General features: G+C 70.9%; 15 protein-coding genes and 2 pseudogenes. 10 read left to right on the top strand and 7 right to left on the bottom strand.

Features of this window, described 5'->3' with window-relative positions:
• Positions 1–916: 916 nt before the first annotated feature.
• The 5 genes from ACFZCP_RS21020 to ACFZCP_RS21000 all read right to left on the bottom strand — a co-directional run bounded on the left by ACFZCP_RS21020 (position 917) and on the right by ACFZCP_RS21000 (position 7,671).
• The gene (locus ACFZCP_RS21020; protein WP_391428721.1) at positions 917–3,313 is read right to left on the bottom strand and encodes a glycosyl hydrolase family 65 protein; all 2,397 of its coding nucleotides are present in this window, start codon (positions 3,311–3,313) and stop codon (positions 917–919) included.
• Entirely contained in the window at positions 3,310–4,053 is a 744-nt protein-coding gene (locus tag ACFZCP_RS21015; protein ID WP_391428719.1) for a beta-phosphoglucomutase family hydrolase, read from the bottom strand. The genes ACFZCP_RS21020 and ACFZCP_RS21015 overlap by 4 nt, the downstream gene beginning before the upstream one ends.
• 134 nt (positions 4,054–4,187) lie before the next feature.
• Positions 4,188–5,279 carry a glutamate--cysteine ligase gene (locus ACFZCP_RS21010; RefSeq protein ID WP_391428717.1) on the bottom strand — a complete coding sequence of 364 codons (1,092 nt, stop codon included), beginning with the start codon at positions 5,277–5,279 and terminating at the stop codon, positions 4,188–4,190.
• A gap of 310 nt (positions 5,280–5,589) precedes the next feature.
• Positions 5,590–6,603, bottom strand: a complete 1,014-nt coding sequence (locus ACFZCP_RS21005) for an SRPBCC family protein (protein WP_391428715.1) — start codon at positions 6,601–6,603, stop codon at positions 5,590–5,592.
• Positions 6,604–6,606: 3 nt separating this feature from the next.
• On the bottom strand, positions 6,607–7,671 hold the full coding sequence (locus tag ACFZCP_RS21000; RefSeq protein ID WP_391428713.1) for a histone protein: 1,065 nt from the start codon (positions 7,669–7,671) through the stop codon (positions 6,607–6,609).
• 146 nt (positions 7,672–7,817) lie between these two features.
• Between ACFZCP_RS21000 and ACFZCP_RS20995 the strand changes: the two genes are divergently transcribed.
• From ACFZCP_RS20995 to ACFZCP_RS20960, 8 genes and pseudogenes are all read left to right on the top strand, one after another.
• Positions 7,818–8,183 (top strand): gas vesicle protein GvpO, encoded by a 366-nt coding sequence (locus ACFZCP_RS20995; RefSeq protein WP_391428711.1) that lies wholly within the window; start codon positions 7,818–7,820, stop codon positions 8,181–8,183.
• Positions 8,184–8,214: 31 nt separating this feature from the next.
• Entirely contained in the window at positions 8,215–8,703 is a 489-nt protein-coding gene (locus ACFZCP_RS20990; protein WP_391428709.1) for a gas vesicle protein GvpJ, read from the top strand.
• Positions 8,704–8,705: 2 nt separating this feature from the next.
• Positions 8,706–9,419: a GvpL/GvpF family gas vesicle protein gene (locus tag ACFZCP_RS20985; protein ID WP_391428707.1), complete on the top strand. Its 714-nt coding sequence runs from the start codon at positions 8,706–8,708 to the stop codon at positions 9,417–9,419.
• 12 nt (positions 9,420–9,431) lie between these two features.
• On the top strand, positions 9,432–9,686 hold the full coding sequence (locus tag ACFZCP_RS20980) for a gas vesicle protein GvpG (RefSeq protein WP_362696298.1): 255 nt from the start codon (positions 9,432–9,434) through the stop codon (positions 9,684–9,686).
• Between the two features lie 21 nt (positions 9,687–9,707).
• Positions 9,708–10,151 carry a gas vesicle protein GvpJ gene (locus ACFZCP_RS20975; RefSeq protein ID WP_391428704.1) on the top strand — a complete coding sequence of 148 codons (444 nt, stop codon included), beginning with the start codon at positions 9,708–9,710 and terminating at the stop codon, positions 10,149–10,151.
• The gene (locus ACFZCP_RS20970) at positions 10,144–10,971 is read left to right on the top strand and encodes a GvpL/GvpF family gas vesicle protein (RefSeq protein WP_391428702.1); all 828 of its coding nucleotides are present in this window, start codon (positions 10,144–10,146) and stop codon (positions 10,969–10,971) included. The genes ACFZCP_RS20975 and ACFZCP_RS20970 overlap by 8 nt, the downstream gene beginning before the upstream one ends.
• Positions 10,968–11,183, top strand: a pseudogene (locus tag ACFZCP_RS20965) (gas vesicle protein); the annotation flags it as partial. The gene ACFZCP_RS20970 and the pseudogene ACFZCP_RS20965, both read left to right, overlap by 4 nt.
• A 128-nt stretch (positions 11,184–11,311) precedes the next feature.
• The gene (locus ACFZCP_RS20960; RefSeq protein ID WP_362696290.1) at positions 11,312–11,737 is read left to right on the top strand and encodes a gas vesicle protein K; all 426 of its coding nucleotides are present in this window, start codon (positions 11,312–11,314) and stop codon (positions 11,735–11,737) included.
• 139 nt (positions 11,738–11,876) lie between these two features.
• On the opposite strand, the pseudogene ACFZCP_RS20955 reads toward ACFZCP_RS20960, so the two are convergent.
• Positions 11,877–12,258 (bottom strand): annotated as a pseudogene (locus ACFZCP_RS20955) (TIGR03557 family F420-dependent LLM class oxidoreductase); the annotation flags it as partial.
• A gap of 142 nt (positions 12,259–12,400) precedes the next feature.
• Here ACFZCP_RS20955 and ACFZCP_RS20950 point away from each other — a divergent pair.
• Positions 12,401–12,574, top strand: a complete 174-nt coding sequence (locus ACFZCP_RS20950; protein ID WP_362696289.1) for a CsbD family protein — start codon at positions 12,401–12,403, stop codon at positions 12,572–12,574.
• A 229-nt stretch (positions 12,575–12,803) separates the two neighbouring features.
• Entirely contained in the window at positions 12,804–13,778 is a 975-nt protein-coding gene (locus tag ACFZCP_RS20945; protein ID WP_391428699.1) for a hypothetical protein, read from the top strand.
• A 375-nt stretch (positions 13,779–14,153) separates the two neighbouring features.
• Here ACFZCP_RS20945 and ACFZCP_RS20940 read toward each other — a convergent pair whose 3' ends face one another.
• Positions 14,154–16,289, bottom strand: coding sequence for a SpoIIE family protein phosphatase (locus ACFZCP_RS20940; RefSeq protein WP_391428697.1), 2,136 nt, complete (start codon positions 16,287–16,289; stop codon positions 14,154–14,156).
• Positions 16,290–16,696: the final 407 nt, after the last annotated feature.

Below are 16,696 nucleotides of genomic sequence, written 5' to 3'. Positions count from 1 at the left end.
GGTCGCCTACCCCGAGGGCACCCGGCCGCCGGACTGCACGATTCCTCTGCTGCACCACCGCAGGTGCCTCCCCTTCACGGCCCGGCACACGACGTTCGAGTCCCGGCAGGGCGCCGTGGTCGTACGCCTGGACCTGACCGGGAAAGCGTCAGGACGACGCCGCCCCCGTCCACGGTGGCCTGCGCGGCGAACCTGCGGTCCGTCCTGCCGCGGACGGCCCGCGGCCGGCTCACCCGGGGACCGGCCCGAGGTGTCCCGGAGCGGATCCTGCCGCCTCTGGTGGCCGGTGGCGTGCTGGTCGGAGTCGTGGGCGGGTGCGTGTGCGGTGTCCACCGGGCCCTGAGCGTGCCGTCGGACATCATGCGGGCTGCCGGTCCCGGCTCCTCCCTGCGGACGGACCGGACGGCGTCCTTCACTCGCGGGGGCGTGGTCGCGCTGCTCGCCGCCGCCGTCTCTGCGCCGGTGGTGGCACTGCCCGGCGACCGGGGCGGGCTCGCGAGCGTCGGTACCCAGCTGTGGCTGCCACTCGGCACGGCTGCGCTCGCATTGAGTGCCTGGGGGCGCTTCACCGTGGCCCGGTCTGGCTCGCAGTCACAGGGCGCTTGCCCTGGCGGCTGATGAGCTTTCTGGAAGACGCTCACCGACGCGGTGTGCTGCGGCGGTCCGGGGCGTGCTTCGAGTTCCGGCACCAGTGGCTGCAGTCCCACCTCGCGGGCAGCGGGTCGCAAGGCCACGACGCTCCTGGCACCGCGAACCGCGCTCGGGGCCCCCGCGACAGCTGGGATCCCGCCTCCCGACCGAACCGTCACCCCCGCGCCCATGACACCCTCCGGGTCCCGGCACCCCACCGTGACGTCCGGCTGCGCGGACCGCGCTCGCCCGCCGCCTCCGGAGCGTCCCAGGGGGCCGCTTCGTGCTAGTCCCGCGTCTCCGGCTGGGGTTCCTCCCCACCGGGCAGGCGCGCCGGACCACGGCCATGCGGCTGCTGCGGCTCCGGGCGCGCCGTCGGGGGCGGCATCCGGCGGTCCACCGGCGCGTCGGCGCTCACGGTCACCGGCTCCCCGTGATGCAGGACCACCAGCGGTTCGCCGTCCACCAGCCGGTAGCGGACACGGGTCCGGCCGATGTCCACCGTCAGCCTGCGCCCGCGTACCTGCACCGTGAAGGCGAGCTTGGACAGTGCTTCGGGCAGTCGCGGCGCGAACCCCATCTGGTCCGGCTTCCCGTCGTCACCGAGGTACCTGCGCAGGCCCCCGAAGCCGACGACCAGGGCGATCCATGTCCCGGCGAGGGAGGCGATGTGCAGCCCGTCCCGGGTGTTGTGCTCCAGATCGTCCAGGTCCATCAGCGCGGCCTCGCCCAGGTAGGCGTAGGCCAGCCGCAGGTGCCCGGTCTCCGCGGCGAGCACCGCCTGGCAGGACGCGGACAGGGAGGAGTCCCGCACGGTCAGCGCCTCGTAGTAGGCGAAGTTGCGCGCCTTCTCCTCGTCGGTGAACGCGTACGGGCACTCCATCATCGCCAGCACCATGTCGGCCTGCTTCACCACCTGCTTGCGATACAGATCGAAGTAGGGATAGTGCAGCATGAGCGGGTAGTTCTCGGGCGGCGTCGCCTCGAAGTCCCACCGCTGGAACTGTGTGAAACCGGCGGACTGTTCGTGCACGCCGAGCGTCTCGTTGTACGGCACCGCCATACGGGACGCGGCGTCCCGCCAGGCCGCGGCCTCCTCGTCGTCGACGCCGAGTTCGTCGGCCCGCTCCGGATGGCGCATCGACGCATCGGCCGCGGCCAGCAGGTTCTGACGGGCCACCAGATTGGTGTAGAGGTTGTCCCGGGCAATCGCGCTGTACTCGTCGGGTCCGGTCACCCCGTCGATGTGGAAGACGCCGTCCGCGTCGTGGTGACCGAGGGAACGCCACAGCCGGGCGGTGTCCACGAGGAGGTCGAGCCCCTCACCACGCTCGAACTCCTCGTCCCCGGTCACCATGACGTACCGGACCGCGGCCAGCGCGATGTCCGCGTTGATGTGGAAGGCGGCCGTCCCCGCCGGCCAGTACGCGGAACACTCCGCACCGTCGATCGTCCGCCAGGGGAACACGGCCCCCGACAACCCCAGCTGCCGCGCCCGTTCGCGCGCGGCCGGCAGCGTGCTGTGCCGCCACCGCAGGGCGGACGCGACGGCCTCGGGCGCGGTGAACGTCAGGACCGGCAGCACATAGGACTCGGTGTCCCAGAAGGAGTGCCCGTCGTACCCCGTTCCGGTCAGTCCCTTCGCGGGCACCGCCCGCTTCTCGTTCCGGGCCGCCGACTGGAGCACATGGAAGAGAGCGAACCGTACCGCCTGCTGGATCTGGGCGTCTCCTTCCACTTCGACGTCCGCACCGGCCCAGAACCGGTCCAGATAGGCCCGCTGCCTCGCGACCAGCCCGTCCCAGCCGGTGCTGACCGCGGCCGCCACCGCGCCGTCCACCTGGTCGTGCACGGCCGGCAGCGAACGCTCCCCCGACCAGCCGTGGGCCACGAACTTGACCAGCCGCAGCGGCTGCCCGGGCACCAGATCCGCCGTCACCGTCAGACGGCTGACGTCGGGCTCGCTCTGCGCCGTCCACCGGGTGCTGTCGGGGCCCTCGACGAGATGGTCGGCGGCCGCTCCCACGCGCAGCGCGCTGCGCTCGGTGCAGTGCACGAGCCGCAGCCGGGTCTCCTGCGCGAAGTGCTCCTCGGGCACCAGCGGGGACTCGGTCGCCGCGGCGACTCGCGGGTCCCCCTCGAAGCGGGGCAGCTGCTCGTTGGCGACGAGTTCGGACTGTACGGCCACCGTGGCCGGTCCGTCGACCGGCTCCACCTCGTACACGACCGCGGCCACGGCTCGCTGGGTGAAGGACACCAGCCGCCGCGAGGTGATCCGGACCGTGCGGCCGCCGGGCGAGGTCCACCGCGCGGTGCGGCTCAGCACACCGGTGCGGAAGTCCAGCACCCTCTCGTGCGCCAGCAGCCGTCCGTACCGCAGGTCGTAGGGGTGGTCGTCGACCAGCAGACGGACGATCTTGCCGTCGGTGATGTTGATCGTCGTCTGCCCGGACTCCGGATAGCCGTAGCCCGCCTCCGCATACGGCAGCGGGTGCCGCTCGTGGACGCCGTTCAGGTAGGCGCCGGGCAGCCCGTGGGGCTCCCCCTCGTCGAGGTTCCCGCGCCACCCGACGTGCCCGTTCGACAGAGCGAACACCGACTCGCTCTGGGCGAGCACGTCCAGGTTCAGTTCGGTTTCACGCAGGCACCACGGCTCGACCGTGAAACTGGGATGGGTGATCACTGCGACTCCAGGAGTTCGGCCAGGTCACGGACCACCACATCGGCCCCGTGCGCCCGAAGCTGCGCCGCCTGGCCCACCCGGTCGACCCCCACGACCACGCCGAAGCGCCCGGCGCGCCCCGCCTCCACGCCGGCCAGAGCGTCTTCGAACACGGCCGCCTGTGCCGGTTCCGTGCCCAGTGCGCGGGCCGCCTCCAGATAGGTGTCCGGAGCGGGTTTGCCCCGCAGACGGCGCTCGCGCGCCACCACCCCGTCGATCCGCTCGTCGAAGAGGTCCTCGATACCGGCCGCCACCAGCACATCGCGGCAGTTCGCGCTGGACGACACCACCGCGCGGCGCAGACCGGCGTCCCGCACCGCATGAACGAAGCGCACCGAGCCCTCGTAGGGTTCCACGCCCTCCTCACGGATCCGGCGCAGCACCAGGTCGTTCTTCCGGGTGCCCAGTCCGTTCACGGTCTCCGACTCCGGCGGATCGTCCGGCGATCCCTCGGGCAGGCGGATCCCCCGTGCGGCGAGGAACGTGCGCACGCCGTCCTCACGGGGCCGCCCGTCCACGTACTCGTCATAGTCGTCCACCGCGTCGAAGGGCACGAACGCGGTCCCCTCGCGTGCCGCGCGCTCGCGGAGGTAGCCGTCGAACATCTCCTTCCAGGCAGCCGCGTGCACCTTCGCGGTCTGGGTGAGCACCCCGTCGAGGTCGAACAAGCAGGCACGGACGTGCGCAGGAAGCCCCAGCATGCCTCTGAGGCTAGGAGGCGCCCGCGGACGGCGGCGGCAGTGCGCCCTGCGGCACGCCGCAAGCCACCCGCTCGGTCCAGACGCGAACGGCGGCCGACCCGCGGGCCCCGTCCTCGCGCGCGTGGAGCGCGGTTTCACTCCCCCTGGGTGTGGCGCACGCACTCGGCGACGAGGAGCGGCAGGCTGCCCGTGCGGTCCATGAGCAGCCTCTGCTCGCGGGCACCGTTGCCCCGGCCGAGCAGTTCGGCCACGGTCTCTTCGGCGAGGGCCGCGTCGCCGCAGTCGGTCAGCGCGTCCCCGGTGTGCTCCAGCAGCGAGCGCATGACGTCAGCGGCGGGCCGGGGCCGCATGTCCCGGGGGTCGAGCAGGTCCTGCTCCAGGCCCGACCGGGCGGCCCGCCAGGCGGCCAGCTTCAGCAGGCTGACACTGTGGTCGAGCGGTGGCCTGCCCGCCCGCCACTCGCGCGCGGCCGTCTCCACCAGGGCCCGGGCGAGCGCCGCGACGAGAACGGCGGTGTCCGCACGCAGGCACACGTCCGCCACCCGGATCTCCACGGTCGGATAGCGCGCGGACAGACGTGCGTCGAAGTACGCCATCGCCTCGTCCAGGATGGCCCCGGTGGCCACCATGTCCGCCACGCGCCGGTGATATCGCTCGGCAGACCCGAACAACTCGGTCGGCCCCGCCGACGGCCAGCGCATCCACAGCCGGCTGCGGTAGGCGGCGTAGCCGGTGTCCTGCCCCTGCCAGAAGGGCGAGTTGGCGCTGAGGGCGCACAGCAGGGCCAGCCACGGACGCAGCCGGTCGACCACGGCCACGCCCTCCTCGTCGGACTCCACCGACACATGCACATGACACCCGCACACCAGCTGCTCCTGGGTGGCGAACCCGTACTGCTCGGCCATCCACTGATAGCGCTCGTTCACGCTGATCGACGGACTGACCGGCAGGGGGGAGGTGGCGAGCGCGGCGACCGCACACCCGATCTCGCCGGCGTGCCGCGCCGCCTCCTTGCGGCACCGCACGATCTCGGCGCCGAGGGCCGCCATCTCCGACTGCGGGTGCGTGGCGAACTCCAGCATCTGCCCGAACAGTTCCTTCTCGAAGACGTCCTGTCCGGGATCGTCCTGGGCGGCATGCGCGAGGACGGCGGCCGACAGCGCCTTCGGCTCCCCGCTGTCCGGGTCGACCAGAAGGAGCTCCTCCTCAACTCCTACGGTGCGCACCGCGTGCCGCCCTCCTGCCCGCGCCGCCCAGGGATGTCCGGCGCCCACGGGGACGGCGCGGAGCCGGTGAAGCCGGTGCCGGGGTCGCTGCGCCGACCCGGGCCACCCGGTGCGTGGACGCGCCACCCCGGCTGCCCCCGGCAGAGCCGTCGACATCCGTGGGTGTCAGGGCACGGCCCCGGAGACCCGTGGGGCCGGCTGTGGCCGACCGGTTCCCGGGTGTGCGACGCAGGCATCCGACCGTCAGCCGACGCCCGGGGCACAAGATCACCGCGCCCCTCCGCTGTCGCCGGGCATCCGCCCTCCGCTCTCACGCCCGCTCGTCCTCGTACCCGTCTTCTCCCTCGTCCTCCTCGTCCTCGTAGGAGCCCTCATCCTCATCCTCGTCCTCGTCCTCGTACTCCGTATCGGCGTCCTGGTAGCCGGCCTCCGACGGCTCTTCCTCGTCCTCTTCCTCTTTCTCTCCGGACTCCTCCCCGGGCTCTTCCTCCTCGTACTCGGCCTCTTCCTCCTCCATCGCCTCCTCGTGCGTGCGCACCACTTCGCCGTCACGGATCTCACCGCGCCAGCCGTCGGCATCCTCGTCGGACAGCGTGACGTAGCGCTGGAAGTGCTTGGCGTCGAGCCGCAGTCTGCGTCCCTGGGCGCGCCAGAGGTTGCCGGTCTTCTCGAAGAAGCCGGAGGGGTAGTACTCGACGACGAGCACGATGCGCGTGAGCGTGGGGGTCAGTTCGTGGAAGCTGACGCATCCGCGGGTGCTGCCCTTGGCGCCGTCCGAGGTCCACATGATGCGCTCGTCCGGGATCTGCTCCTGGACGGTGGCCTTCCAGGAACGGGTGGAGGGCCCCACCTTCACCTTCCAGTCGCTGCTGGTCTCGTCCCCCTGGGACACGCTGCGCACGCCCTTGGTGAAGGAGCTGAACTTCTCGAACCGGGTCCAGTGGTCATAGGCGACGCGCACCGGTACCCCAACATCCAGCTGTTCGATGATGGTCGTGACCTTGGGATTCCCGGACTTACGGCCTTTGCCGCCACCGAACAGCTTCGAGGCCTTTTCGGTCACGGTGTCCTTGATACTCGACGCCTTCTCACCGATCAGGGCTTTGAGGGGTGAATCCCCCTGGAGAACGCGCGCACCGATTTTCGGGAGGACTCCCCCGTTCTCGGCCACGTCCAGCAACTGGTCGGTGAGGTCCTCCACTTTGTCGCCCGCCACGTCCGTGAGGTGCTCCATCTGGGCGCCGAGGTAGTCGACGAGTTCGTCCCGCAGCCGGTCGAGGCCGGTGAACTCAGCCTGCTCGCTCTTCTGTGCCGTCCTGGCCATGGCCTACCTCCGCCGCGCGGACGACTTCTTGGCCGTCGTCTTCTTCGGGGCAGCCTTCCGGGGCGCGGTCTTCCTGGGGGCAGTCTTCTTCGCCGCGGACTTCCTCGCGGATGCCGAGGTCTTCTTCGCCGCGGACTTCCTCGCCGGCGCCGTGGACTTCTTCGCCGCGGACTTCCTCGCCGGCGCCGAGGTCTTCTTCGCCGCAGTCTTCCTCGCCGGCGCCGAGGTCTTCTTCGCCGCAGTCTTCCTCGCCGGCGCCGAGGACTTCTTCGCCGCAGTCTTCCTCGCCGGCGCCGAGGACTTCTTCGCCGCGGACTTCTTCGCGGCAGTCTTCTTCGCCGCGGACGGCTTTGCAGCGGTCTTTCTCGGCGGAGCCGCACTCTTCGTGGCCGCCTTCTTCGCCGGCTGCGCCTTCTTGGCGGCACTCTTGCGCATCGCCGCCTTGCGCGGCGCGGTCCGCGCGGACGGACGCCTGGCCGTGCGACGGTGCCGGGTGGGCTCAGCCTCCGGCTCCTCCCTGGCCTCCGCAGCCCGACGGGTGAGATGCCTGCGCCTGAACATACGCCCCTTCGCCCGCGGCTCCGCCGCCTCCTCGGGCTCTTCCTCTTCCTCTTCCGGCTCTTCCTCCTCCGCCTCTTCCTCCTCCGGCTCTTCCTCTTCGCCCGCCTCCTCGGTCTGGCCCTCCTCGTCCTCGTACTCCTCCTCTTCGCCCTCCGGCCCGTACTCCTCCTCGTCCTCCTCCCCTTCCTCCTTCTCACTGCCGATCCGGGCGGTCCGTTCGTGCAAGGCGTCCGCGAGATCGGAGAGTTTGCGGTCGGCCGCGGCGGCGAGCGCCTTGCGGCCCGCATCCTTGAACTCGCCGCGCATCTGCTCGTTGAGGTCGGCCACCTGCGGCAACTCCTGGAGCCTGCGCAGCCCTTCGGTGAGCAGTTGCTGGGGTTCGAGGCCGAACCGACGGCCCGCCAGGTAGGTGGCCACTCCGAAGGCGAGCCGTCCCTTCTTGGCACGGCCGAGGACGTAGCCACCGGCGAGTGCGGCGGCGAGAGCGATCTTCGTCGAATCGTTCATCGATCATTCCCTCCGGCGAGCCGCTGCGCGGTCGCGGGCGGCGCGTGGCCGTCGGCGATCCATCGCAGCACACTTTCGAGGTGTATATGTTGAAATAGTACGTTTGAGTGACAGGAGAGCGCCGCTCAAGCGACGGAGTTGGGAACATGGCCGCGTCAGAAAAGGACGGCACAGGGAGTGGCAGGCGGCCCGCCCACGGTGACGACACCGCGCGCCGCTCACACAGCAGCAGGGCCGCGAGGCCCGCAAGGCAGCACTCGGCGGCATGGGCCATGCGCCGCGCCGCAGGCCAGCTGGAGGAACTCCTCGGACGCGGCCCCGAATCGGTCTCGGCAATAAAACCGACCGAGGAGGGCTGGGAAGCGGATGTCGAGGTACTCGAACTGGAGCGAGTCCCCGAGACCACCAGCGTCCTGGGCACCTACCACGTGACGCTGGACAAGGAGGGCGACCTGCTGGCGTACGAACGGACCCGCCGCTACACGCGCGGCCAGATCGACCGGCGCCGCTGATACGCACGAGGGGGTGGTGAAGGGAGGCGCCATGACCGTGGTGCCACAGGGCGGAAGCAGCGTCTCGCGCGGAAGCACGAGCAGCCTGTACGACGTTCTGGATCTGATCCTCGACCGAGGCCTCGTCATCGACATCTTCGTCCGCGTGTCCCTGGTCGGCATCGAGATACTCAAGATCGACGCCCGCATCGTCGTGGCCAGCGTGGACACCTATCTCCGCTTCGCCGAGGCCTGCAACCGCCTCGACCTCGAAGCCGGCAGCAAACAGCCCACGCAGCTCACGGACCTCGTCGGCGAGATCACCGAAGGCGGAGCCGAGGGCAAGTCCAAGGGGGCCCTGACCGGCGCGGTCGAGGCCGTCAAGGACACCCTGACCGGTGGCGGTGACGAAGAGGAGGACGAGGGCGAAGAGGACTATCAGGAGAACGGGGAGGACCAGGAGGAGCCGGAGTACGAGGAGGAGCCCAGGCAGCAGCGCCGCCGGCCGGCCAGAAGAGCCTCACGGCGGCAGAGGGAGTGACCATGGCCGTCTACGTCTACTCCATCACCTCGAAGGACCACCCCGCGAGGCTCGACGACCTCCACGGTGTCGGCGAACCACCGTGCCCACTGCGTACGGTGACCGCCGGGGTGCTGTGTGCAGTCGTCAGCGACGCGCCCGAGGACCTGCGCGCCAGACGCCGCGATGTGCTGGCGCACCAGGAGGTCCAGGAGCGGCTGATGAAGGACGGCCCGGTGCTGCCGCTTCGGTTCGGCATGACGGCCGACGACGACGAAGCCGTTCGCGGGGCCCTGGAAGACAGGTCGGACGAATACCAGGAACAACTGCGGAACCTGAGGGGCGCCACCGAGTACAACCTGAAGGTCTCCTGGGAGGAGGAGGCACTGCTGCGCCGGATCCTCCTGGAATCGGACGAGGTCCGCGAACTGAACACCGCCACCCGCAGCGGCTCCGGCACCCCCGAGATGTCGATCGCGCTCGGCGAACTGGTCGCGCAGGAGGCCGAGGCGCGGCAGCAGGCGCTCGCGGCCGGCATCGTGGAGGCGTTGCGCCCCTACGCGCGCGACGAGAACGTCTCGGCGCCCGGCGGCCGTGACTTCCTCAACGTGTCCTTCCTGGTCCAGGACGACCAGGAGGAGATGTTCCTGGCCACGGGGATAAGCCTGGCCAACCAACTGGGCGAGGAATGCGAGTTCCGGCTGCGCGGACCGCTGCCCCCGTACAGCTTCGTCTGAGAGGCGCTGTTCATGGGCCTGCTGAACCAGATCCTCACGTTCCCGCTGGCACCCGTGCGGGGCGTGTCCTGGGTCGTCGACCGGGTGGTCGAGGCCGCCGAACGGGAGTACTACGACCCCGAGCCGGTGGAGCGTGAACTGGCCGCGCTGGAAAGAGCGCTGCTCGATGGCCGAATCGACCAGAAGACGTTCGAGGAGCACGAGGAACTGCTCCTCGACCGACTGGAGGAGATCGCGGCCTTCCAGCGGGGCGACATCGCTCCCTGAGCCGGAATCGAGGTGCCTGCCGTGTCGGAATCCCCCTCCAGGCGGCTGAGCTCGTACCCCTCCCGGGCCGCCGCGCCGTACGGCTCCGGACAGGGCTCCTCGGCGAACCTGGCCGACATCCTGGAGCGCGTCCTGGACAAGGGGATCGTCATCGCGGGAGACATTCGGATCAACCTCCTCGACATCGAGCTGCTCACCATCAAGCTCCGGCTCATCGTCGCCTCCGTCGACAAGGCCAGGGAGATGGGAATCGACTGGTGGGAACACGATCCGTCGCTCTCGTCGCGCGCCGACGAGCGAGGGCTGGCCGAGGAGAACCGGCGGCTGCACGCCGAGATCGAGGCGCTGAGGAGGGAACGGGAACTGTCGCCGGGCGAGGAGTCGGGCAAGGAGCAGCGGACCGGCGGCCGGCGCGGCACCTCGCGGCCCTCCACCCGGCACAGGAGCGGAGCGGCTGATGACTGAACCGGTCACCTACGCCTACGCCGTATTGCGGGGCGACGAGGAGGGGCTCGCCGCGGTCCTGGACGGCGTGGAAGGCGTGGCGGGGGCCCCGGTCCATCTGGTGACGGCGGGCCCGGGGAGCGAACTCACGGCCGCCGTCAGCCCCGTACCCGCCCAGGACTTCGAGGAGAGCGCCCTGCGACGCCATCTGGAGGACCTGGACTGGCTGGAGGCCGTCGCCCGTGCCCACCACACCGTGATCGAGGCGCTGTCCGCACACACCACCGTGCTGCCGCTGCGGCTGGCCACGGTGTATCTGGACGACGGGCGTGTGCGGACGATGCTCCGCGCGGACGCCGAGCAGTTCTCTCAGGCCGTGCGGCGGCTGACGGGTCACCTCGAATGGGGCGTCAAGATCTATGTGGAGCCGCTCCCGGACACGCAGGCCGGCGACGAGGCGGGCGCGCAGGCCACCGCCGACGGGTTGAGTCCCGGCCGGGCCTATCTGCGCGCTCGCCGTTCCCAGCGGATGTCCCGGGACGAGTCCTACCGGGCCGCCCGGCAGGCCGCCGAGCGCGTCGAGGCGATCGGCCGGGACCTGGCGGCCGACCACGCCCGGCACCGGGTGCAGCAGGGGGTGCTCGCCGCCGGTGCCGGGGAGAACGTCGTCAACGACGCCTATCTCGTCGCGCGCGAAAGTGCGGCGGATTTCCGCGCACGGGTCCTGGAGGCAGGCCGGGGACTGCCCGGCGTACGTATCGACGTGACCGGCCCCTGGGCGCCGTACTCCTTCGCCGCCCCGCCCGGCGCCGAGGGTCCGGAAACGGCCCCGGAGCCATGAGCGGCGTGGAGCGGGAGAGCCGGGCCGAGCCGCTCGCACAGCGCCAGGTGGCCCTCATCGATCTGCTCGACCGCCTGCTGAGCGGCGGTGTCGTCCTCACGGGGGATGTGGTGCTGTCGATCGCCGACATCGACCTGGTACGGATCTCCCTGCGCGCCCTGATCGTGTCGGTGAGCGCCCGGAACCCGTCGCCGTGGGAGAACTCGTCACCGCCGCGGGAGCCAGCGTCGCTGTGGGAGAACTCGTCACCGCGGGAGACACCGTCGCTGTGGGAGAACTCGTCACCGCCGCGCGAGACACCGTCGCCCCGGGAGACCGCCGCACCCCTCGAGGACGAGCCGTGACGGGCGCGGCCGGCGGCAGGCGCTCCGATCCGCCCGACCGCCTGCGCGAGGTCGCCGACGCCGCCTCCCGGGCGTTCCGGCTGCTGCCGGCCGTACCCGACGACATCGCACCCGCCGGACGGTCCGGTCCCCCGCGCCCGGCCCGCCGCATCAGCGCCGACCCCGACACGGTCGAACGCGACCTGATCAGGCTCGTCCTCACCCTGGTCGAGCTGTTGCGGCAGCTCATGGAGCGGCAGGCGCTGCACCGCGTCGATCAGGGCGACCTCACCGAGGAGGAGGAAGAACGTCTGGGGAGCACCCTGATGATCCTCCACGACCGCATGAGCGATCTGTGCGCCCGCTACGGCCTGACCATGGACGATCTCAATCTGGACCTCGGCCCGCTCGGGCCGCTGCTGCCGCCCGGTCCCACCGACTGACGACCGACGGCTGAGAGCTGACGGCTGACGACCGACGGCTGAGAGCTGACGGGTGACGGCTGACGGCTGACGGCTGACGGCTGCGCCAACTGCTAGGACTGCGACTGCGACTGCGACTGCGAGCAGGGCTACCGCTGGCGAGCATCTCCTGGCGGACGTCGACGGCGGGCCAACCACCGCCCATGACGTGCTCGTTGAGGCTCTCCCCGATCCCATGCCCAGCCTGAAGCGGCCGCCGGACATCAGCTGAATCGTCGCCGCCTTCTGTGCAACGACCGCCGGGTGGTAGCGCATCGTCGGGCATGTCACATGCGTCATCAGGGGGATGTGCGAGGTGGCCTGCACTGTCGCGCCGAGCACGCTCCAGGCGTACGGGGAGTGCTCCTGCTCGCCAGCCACGGAGAGTAGTGGTCTGAGGTCACCGAGAAGTCGAACCCGGCCTCCTCCGCCCGGGCGACGTGCGTCACCAGGTCGTGCGGACCGGCCTGCTCGGTCATCGTCGGGTATCCGATGCGCACCATGTCCGGCGAGTTTCGGCCGCGTCCCCAGAAAACGGCGCAGCGCATTCGCCCCTTCCCGGAGACCTCGGCGTTTTCCCGCCACGCATGGGTACCCGGTGTGCGTGGAGAATGCCGCCGTATTCGGTGAGGAAGGTGAAGGACCATGGCCAAGAGTCAAAAGGCCAAGGCCAAGATGGAGCAGACGAAGGGCAAAGCCGAGGAGACGGTCGGCCGCGCGCTGGGCAATGAGCGTATGAAGGCCGAGGGACAGGTCGAGAAGTCGAAGGGCGATGCCCGCCAGGCGAAGGAGAAGGCGAAGGACGTCTTCAAGCACTGAGGCGCCGTGCCCGCAGCGGGATCCCCTTTCCTCCACCACGGGGATCCCGCTTTTCGCATGCCGGACGCACCGAGGACGGTCCGCCGGGGTCACGGGCCGTCACTGGCATGGCTCCATCCTCCGACCCGCGAGATGCGGGGACGGTCGTTTCGGGGCAGCGTTGGGGGGGCCGGGCCGGCCGTCTGCCGGTCCGATTCTTGCGAGCATCGCACGATCCGAAGGAAACGTGATGACCGTAGCCACAGACATGCTCGTCCGAGCGCTGCGTGAGGTTCGTGAGGCCGAAGCGGCGCTCGCCGACCGTTTCAGAGCCCATCTCGCCGTGACGCCTTCCGGGGAGTACCGGGAAATCCTGGAGCGCCGCATGGGGGACGCGCGTGGACATGTGTACCTCATCGACGAACGGCTGAATTCGTTGGCGCCCCGAGGGCTGGTACAGACAGTTGCCGGGAATGTCCGGCACTTCACCGAGCAGGTGGTCCGCCTGCCCCTGGAGATGGCGAGGACCGTCCCGAACGACCTGCTGCAGGGCCGGCTCACGGCGACGGAGCATCAGATGCTCAGGAACGCCCAGGACGAGTACGCGGTCACCGCTTTCGGGGTGGCGATCTGCCGGGCGGCCGAGCGGATCGCGCAGAAGGCCCAGGACGCCGTCACCTCGGATCTGCTGCGCTCCGTCCGCCACGACGGCGAGGAGACACTGGAAGCACTCGGCAACAGCCTCGAACAGCACGCCGAGGCGGCGGTCGTGGCCACCGAGAGCCTGGGCATCGGCGCCGCCGCGCGCGCGGTGCGCGACTGGGGCGCCTGGCTGCGCGAGACGGCGGAGCGCATGCCGGGGATGGACCGGCTCCGGGGTACGCCGGAGGGAGCCCTCATCTCGGAAATGGAACTGCCGATCTCCGACTACCGTCGGCTCGGCGCACGGACGGTCATCGAGCGGCTGCCGCAGTTGTCCCAGACGGATCTCGCCACGGTCGGCGCCTACGAGCGTTCTCATGCGGCGCGCATCACGGTCCTGAACAGGATCGCGGACCTGCTCGGGCCCGAACCGTGGCCCGGCTACGACGGCATGCACGAGGACGAGGTCGTCAAGCGCCTCGGTGAGGCCAACGAGCGTGTGACCCGGCGGGTGCTGGACTACGAGCGCCGGCATCAGGCACGCGCCACGGTCCTCATGGCGTCCGAAGGGGTACCCGCCTGAACCGTTCCTGTCCCTGTGGCTGTCCTGTGACTGCTGGACGGCTCACCGATGCCGTCCCGGCCCGGCCCGTTCCACACCCTGACGCCCTCGGTCCCCCGCGCTGTGCCGCGTGGATCGGGGGCGTCGGTGCCGAGCGGCCCCTCAGCAGCCAAATCGGCTGGGACCTGGAGTTCTGCCTGCGGCGATCCCTGGAAGGTACTCAGCCGCTGCCGCCGCTCTCTCACGAAGGCCCGACGGCGTCTCGACGACGTCCTGTGAAGTGGCAGGAAGGGGCTCGGGCTCCCTTTCCGTCGATCTCGCTCGCCGCCGCGCAGCCGACGACCACCGTCGAGAACCCCCGGTGACCACCTGACTCAACGGTCTCCGCCCCGGGCTTCACGCAGCGGGGGCCGACTGGCAGATGAGGAGCAGGGCGATGTCGTCGCTGCGGGACGCAGACGGCTGGGCATCGCCGATGAGACCGTCGGCGAGGTCGTCCATGGTCCGGCCGCGGGTGTGCCCGAGCCTGTCGGCGAGGGAGGCGATGGCGTCCTCGATGTCGGTTCCGGGCGATTCGACGAGACCGTCGGTGTAGAGCGCGATCACGGAGCCGGGCGGCAGGGGGATCTCCGTCGTGGGGTAGTCGGCGGCGGGGTCGATGCCGAGCAGAATTCCGGGCGGCAGGTCGACGACTTCGGTGCGGCCGTCGGGATGGCGCAGGATCGGCGGGAGGTGTCCGGCGGTGGCCAGGCAGGCGCGGTGACGGGCCAGGTCCAGGCCGAGGTAGAGGCAGCTGGTGAACAGCCCGGCATCGAGGTCGGTGAGCAGGCGGTTGGTGCGGGCGAGGACCTCGCCGGGTGGTACGCCGGCGGTGGCGTGGACGGCGGTGCGGACCTGTCCCATCAGGGTGGCGGCCTGCACGTTGTGGCCCTGGACGTCGCCGATCGCCGCGGCGGCACTCGTCTCGTCCAGCCGGATGAGGTCGTAGAAGTCGCCGCCGATGCCCATGCCGCGGCTGGCCGGGAGGTAGCGGGCGGCCACGTCGAGGCCGGCGATGCGGGGCAGGGTGTGGGGCAGCAGACTTGCCTGGAGGTTGCGGGCGAGCTGGTGCTTGGCGTCGTAGAGACGGGCGCGGTCCAGTGCTTGGGCGATCAGTCCGGCGGTCGAGGTGAGGGCGGAGCGCTCCTGCGGAGGAAACACCCGGGGCCGTTCGTAGGCGAGGACCAGCGAGCCGACAGGGTGTCCGGAGGTGATCAGCGGGAGGAAGGCCCAGGACGCCATGGCGTCCTGGTGGACTGCGGGAGGATAGGCCCGTTTCAGATCGGCGAAGGTGCTGAAGAAGCAGGGGACGCCCGTCGTCAGCACGTGCACGGCGGGGGTGTCGGAGGTCAGCGGCGCGTTGTCGAAGCGATCCATGAGTCCGGCGGGGTAGCCGCGGTGGCCGATGATCCGCAGCCGGCCCTCTTCCGCGGCCATGAGCGCGAGGGCCTGGGCACCGAAGGCGGCCAGGACCTGGTCGGCGACCGTGTCGACCACGTCTCGCACGCCCACCGCCTCGGTGAGGGTGGTGGCGAGGTGCATCAGGTGGTACAGGGCCGTGACCCGGCCGGGTTCGGCGGCCGGCGCGGGATGCAGCAGCCGCGGAGGACCGCCGGCACGGGGTGAGGCGGCAGGGACGATGCGCACACTGATGCCGGACCCGTCCGGGTAGAGGTGGAAGGAGAGCCATCGGTCCGGTGGGCGCCGAGCGGTGAAGGACGTGGCCTCGAGGCTGAGGGACGCCGCCCGGTAGCGGTCCTCGGCGACGGGGTCGCCCAGCCACGGAAGCACCTCCCAGGGCCGGGCACCCAGCAGGTCGGGCCCGGCGACCCCGAGGAGGTCTGCCGCGGCGGTGGTGATGAAGGTGACCCGGCCGTCCAGGTCCAGCGCGCAGCAGCCGCTGGGAAGGCGTTCGGCGAAGTCGACGGCGGCCTGTGCCTCGGCCGGGCCGGCGGTACGGGTCCGCGGCGAACGCAGGACGCGCGGTTCGCGTCCGGCCACGACCGGGCGGCCGCTGCGGGCGGCCTGCCGCAGGATGAGGCCGATGCGGTGGCAGACCTGCGCGATGCCCTCGCGCTCGTGCGAACTCAGTGTGGCCGGGTGCGTGCTGGGCCAGTGCAGTACCAGGCCGCCCCATCTGGTCCGCCCGGTGCTGATCGGGACGGCGGCCACGGTGAAGGGGTGAGGCAGGGCGAGTGCCATCTGCGGGTAGCGGCGCGCCAGCTCCTCCTGGCTGCCGATCCACACCAGACGTTGTTCTCGCACGGCGTCGCTCACCGGGGTTGAGGCTGTCAGCGCCACTCTGCCCCAGGGCCAGGCGATCTGCCACGAGACGCCGCCCAGCACCGCCAGCTGCAGCACCTGCCCGTCCGGAGGCAGCAGATAGACGGCGCTCACATGGGCACCGGCGTCCTGCGCGAACCTGCTCAGGACAAGGTCCAGCGATTGCGGGCCGAGGCCCGCGGAGGGAGTGCCGGTGGCGGCGTCGGACACGCTTCACCTCCGTGTGCAGGCGCCGGTCGGTTCCCCGCACCCGCCCGCGGCGTCCGCGGGCCGGGGCTGCGCCGGCACTCCGGGGTGCCTGCCCGCGGTCCGGCAGGCAGTACCGGCCAGGCTTGCCGGATCGGTCCGCGCCATGCCGCACCAGCCGCACGGAGCGTCGCTCATACCCGGACAATACGCCCCGCCCCGGACGTGAGGGCACAGCGCTGTCGGGCGGCACAGCGCTGTCGGGCGGCGCATCGCCTCCGGCGCTCGACGACGGGCGGCAGGGTATCCGCATGCGTCAGGTGTGCGCTCTCCGCCTGTGAAGGTCTACTGGACCGGACGACCTGCCAACCTGCCAACATGCCGCAGCCACGGCAGCAGAACACCGGGTGTACGCAACCAGCTGCCATGCA

It is taken from the genome of Streptomyces sp. NPDC007971 (assembly GCF_042958635.1).
GTDB lineage: Bacteria > Actinomycetota > Actinomycetes > Streptomycetales > Streptomycetaceae > Streptomyces.
Note: the sequence above shows the minus strand (reverse complement) of the source record. Positions and strands in the feature narration are given on the sequence as shown.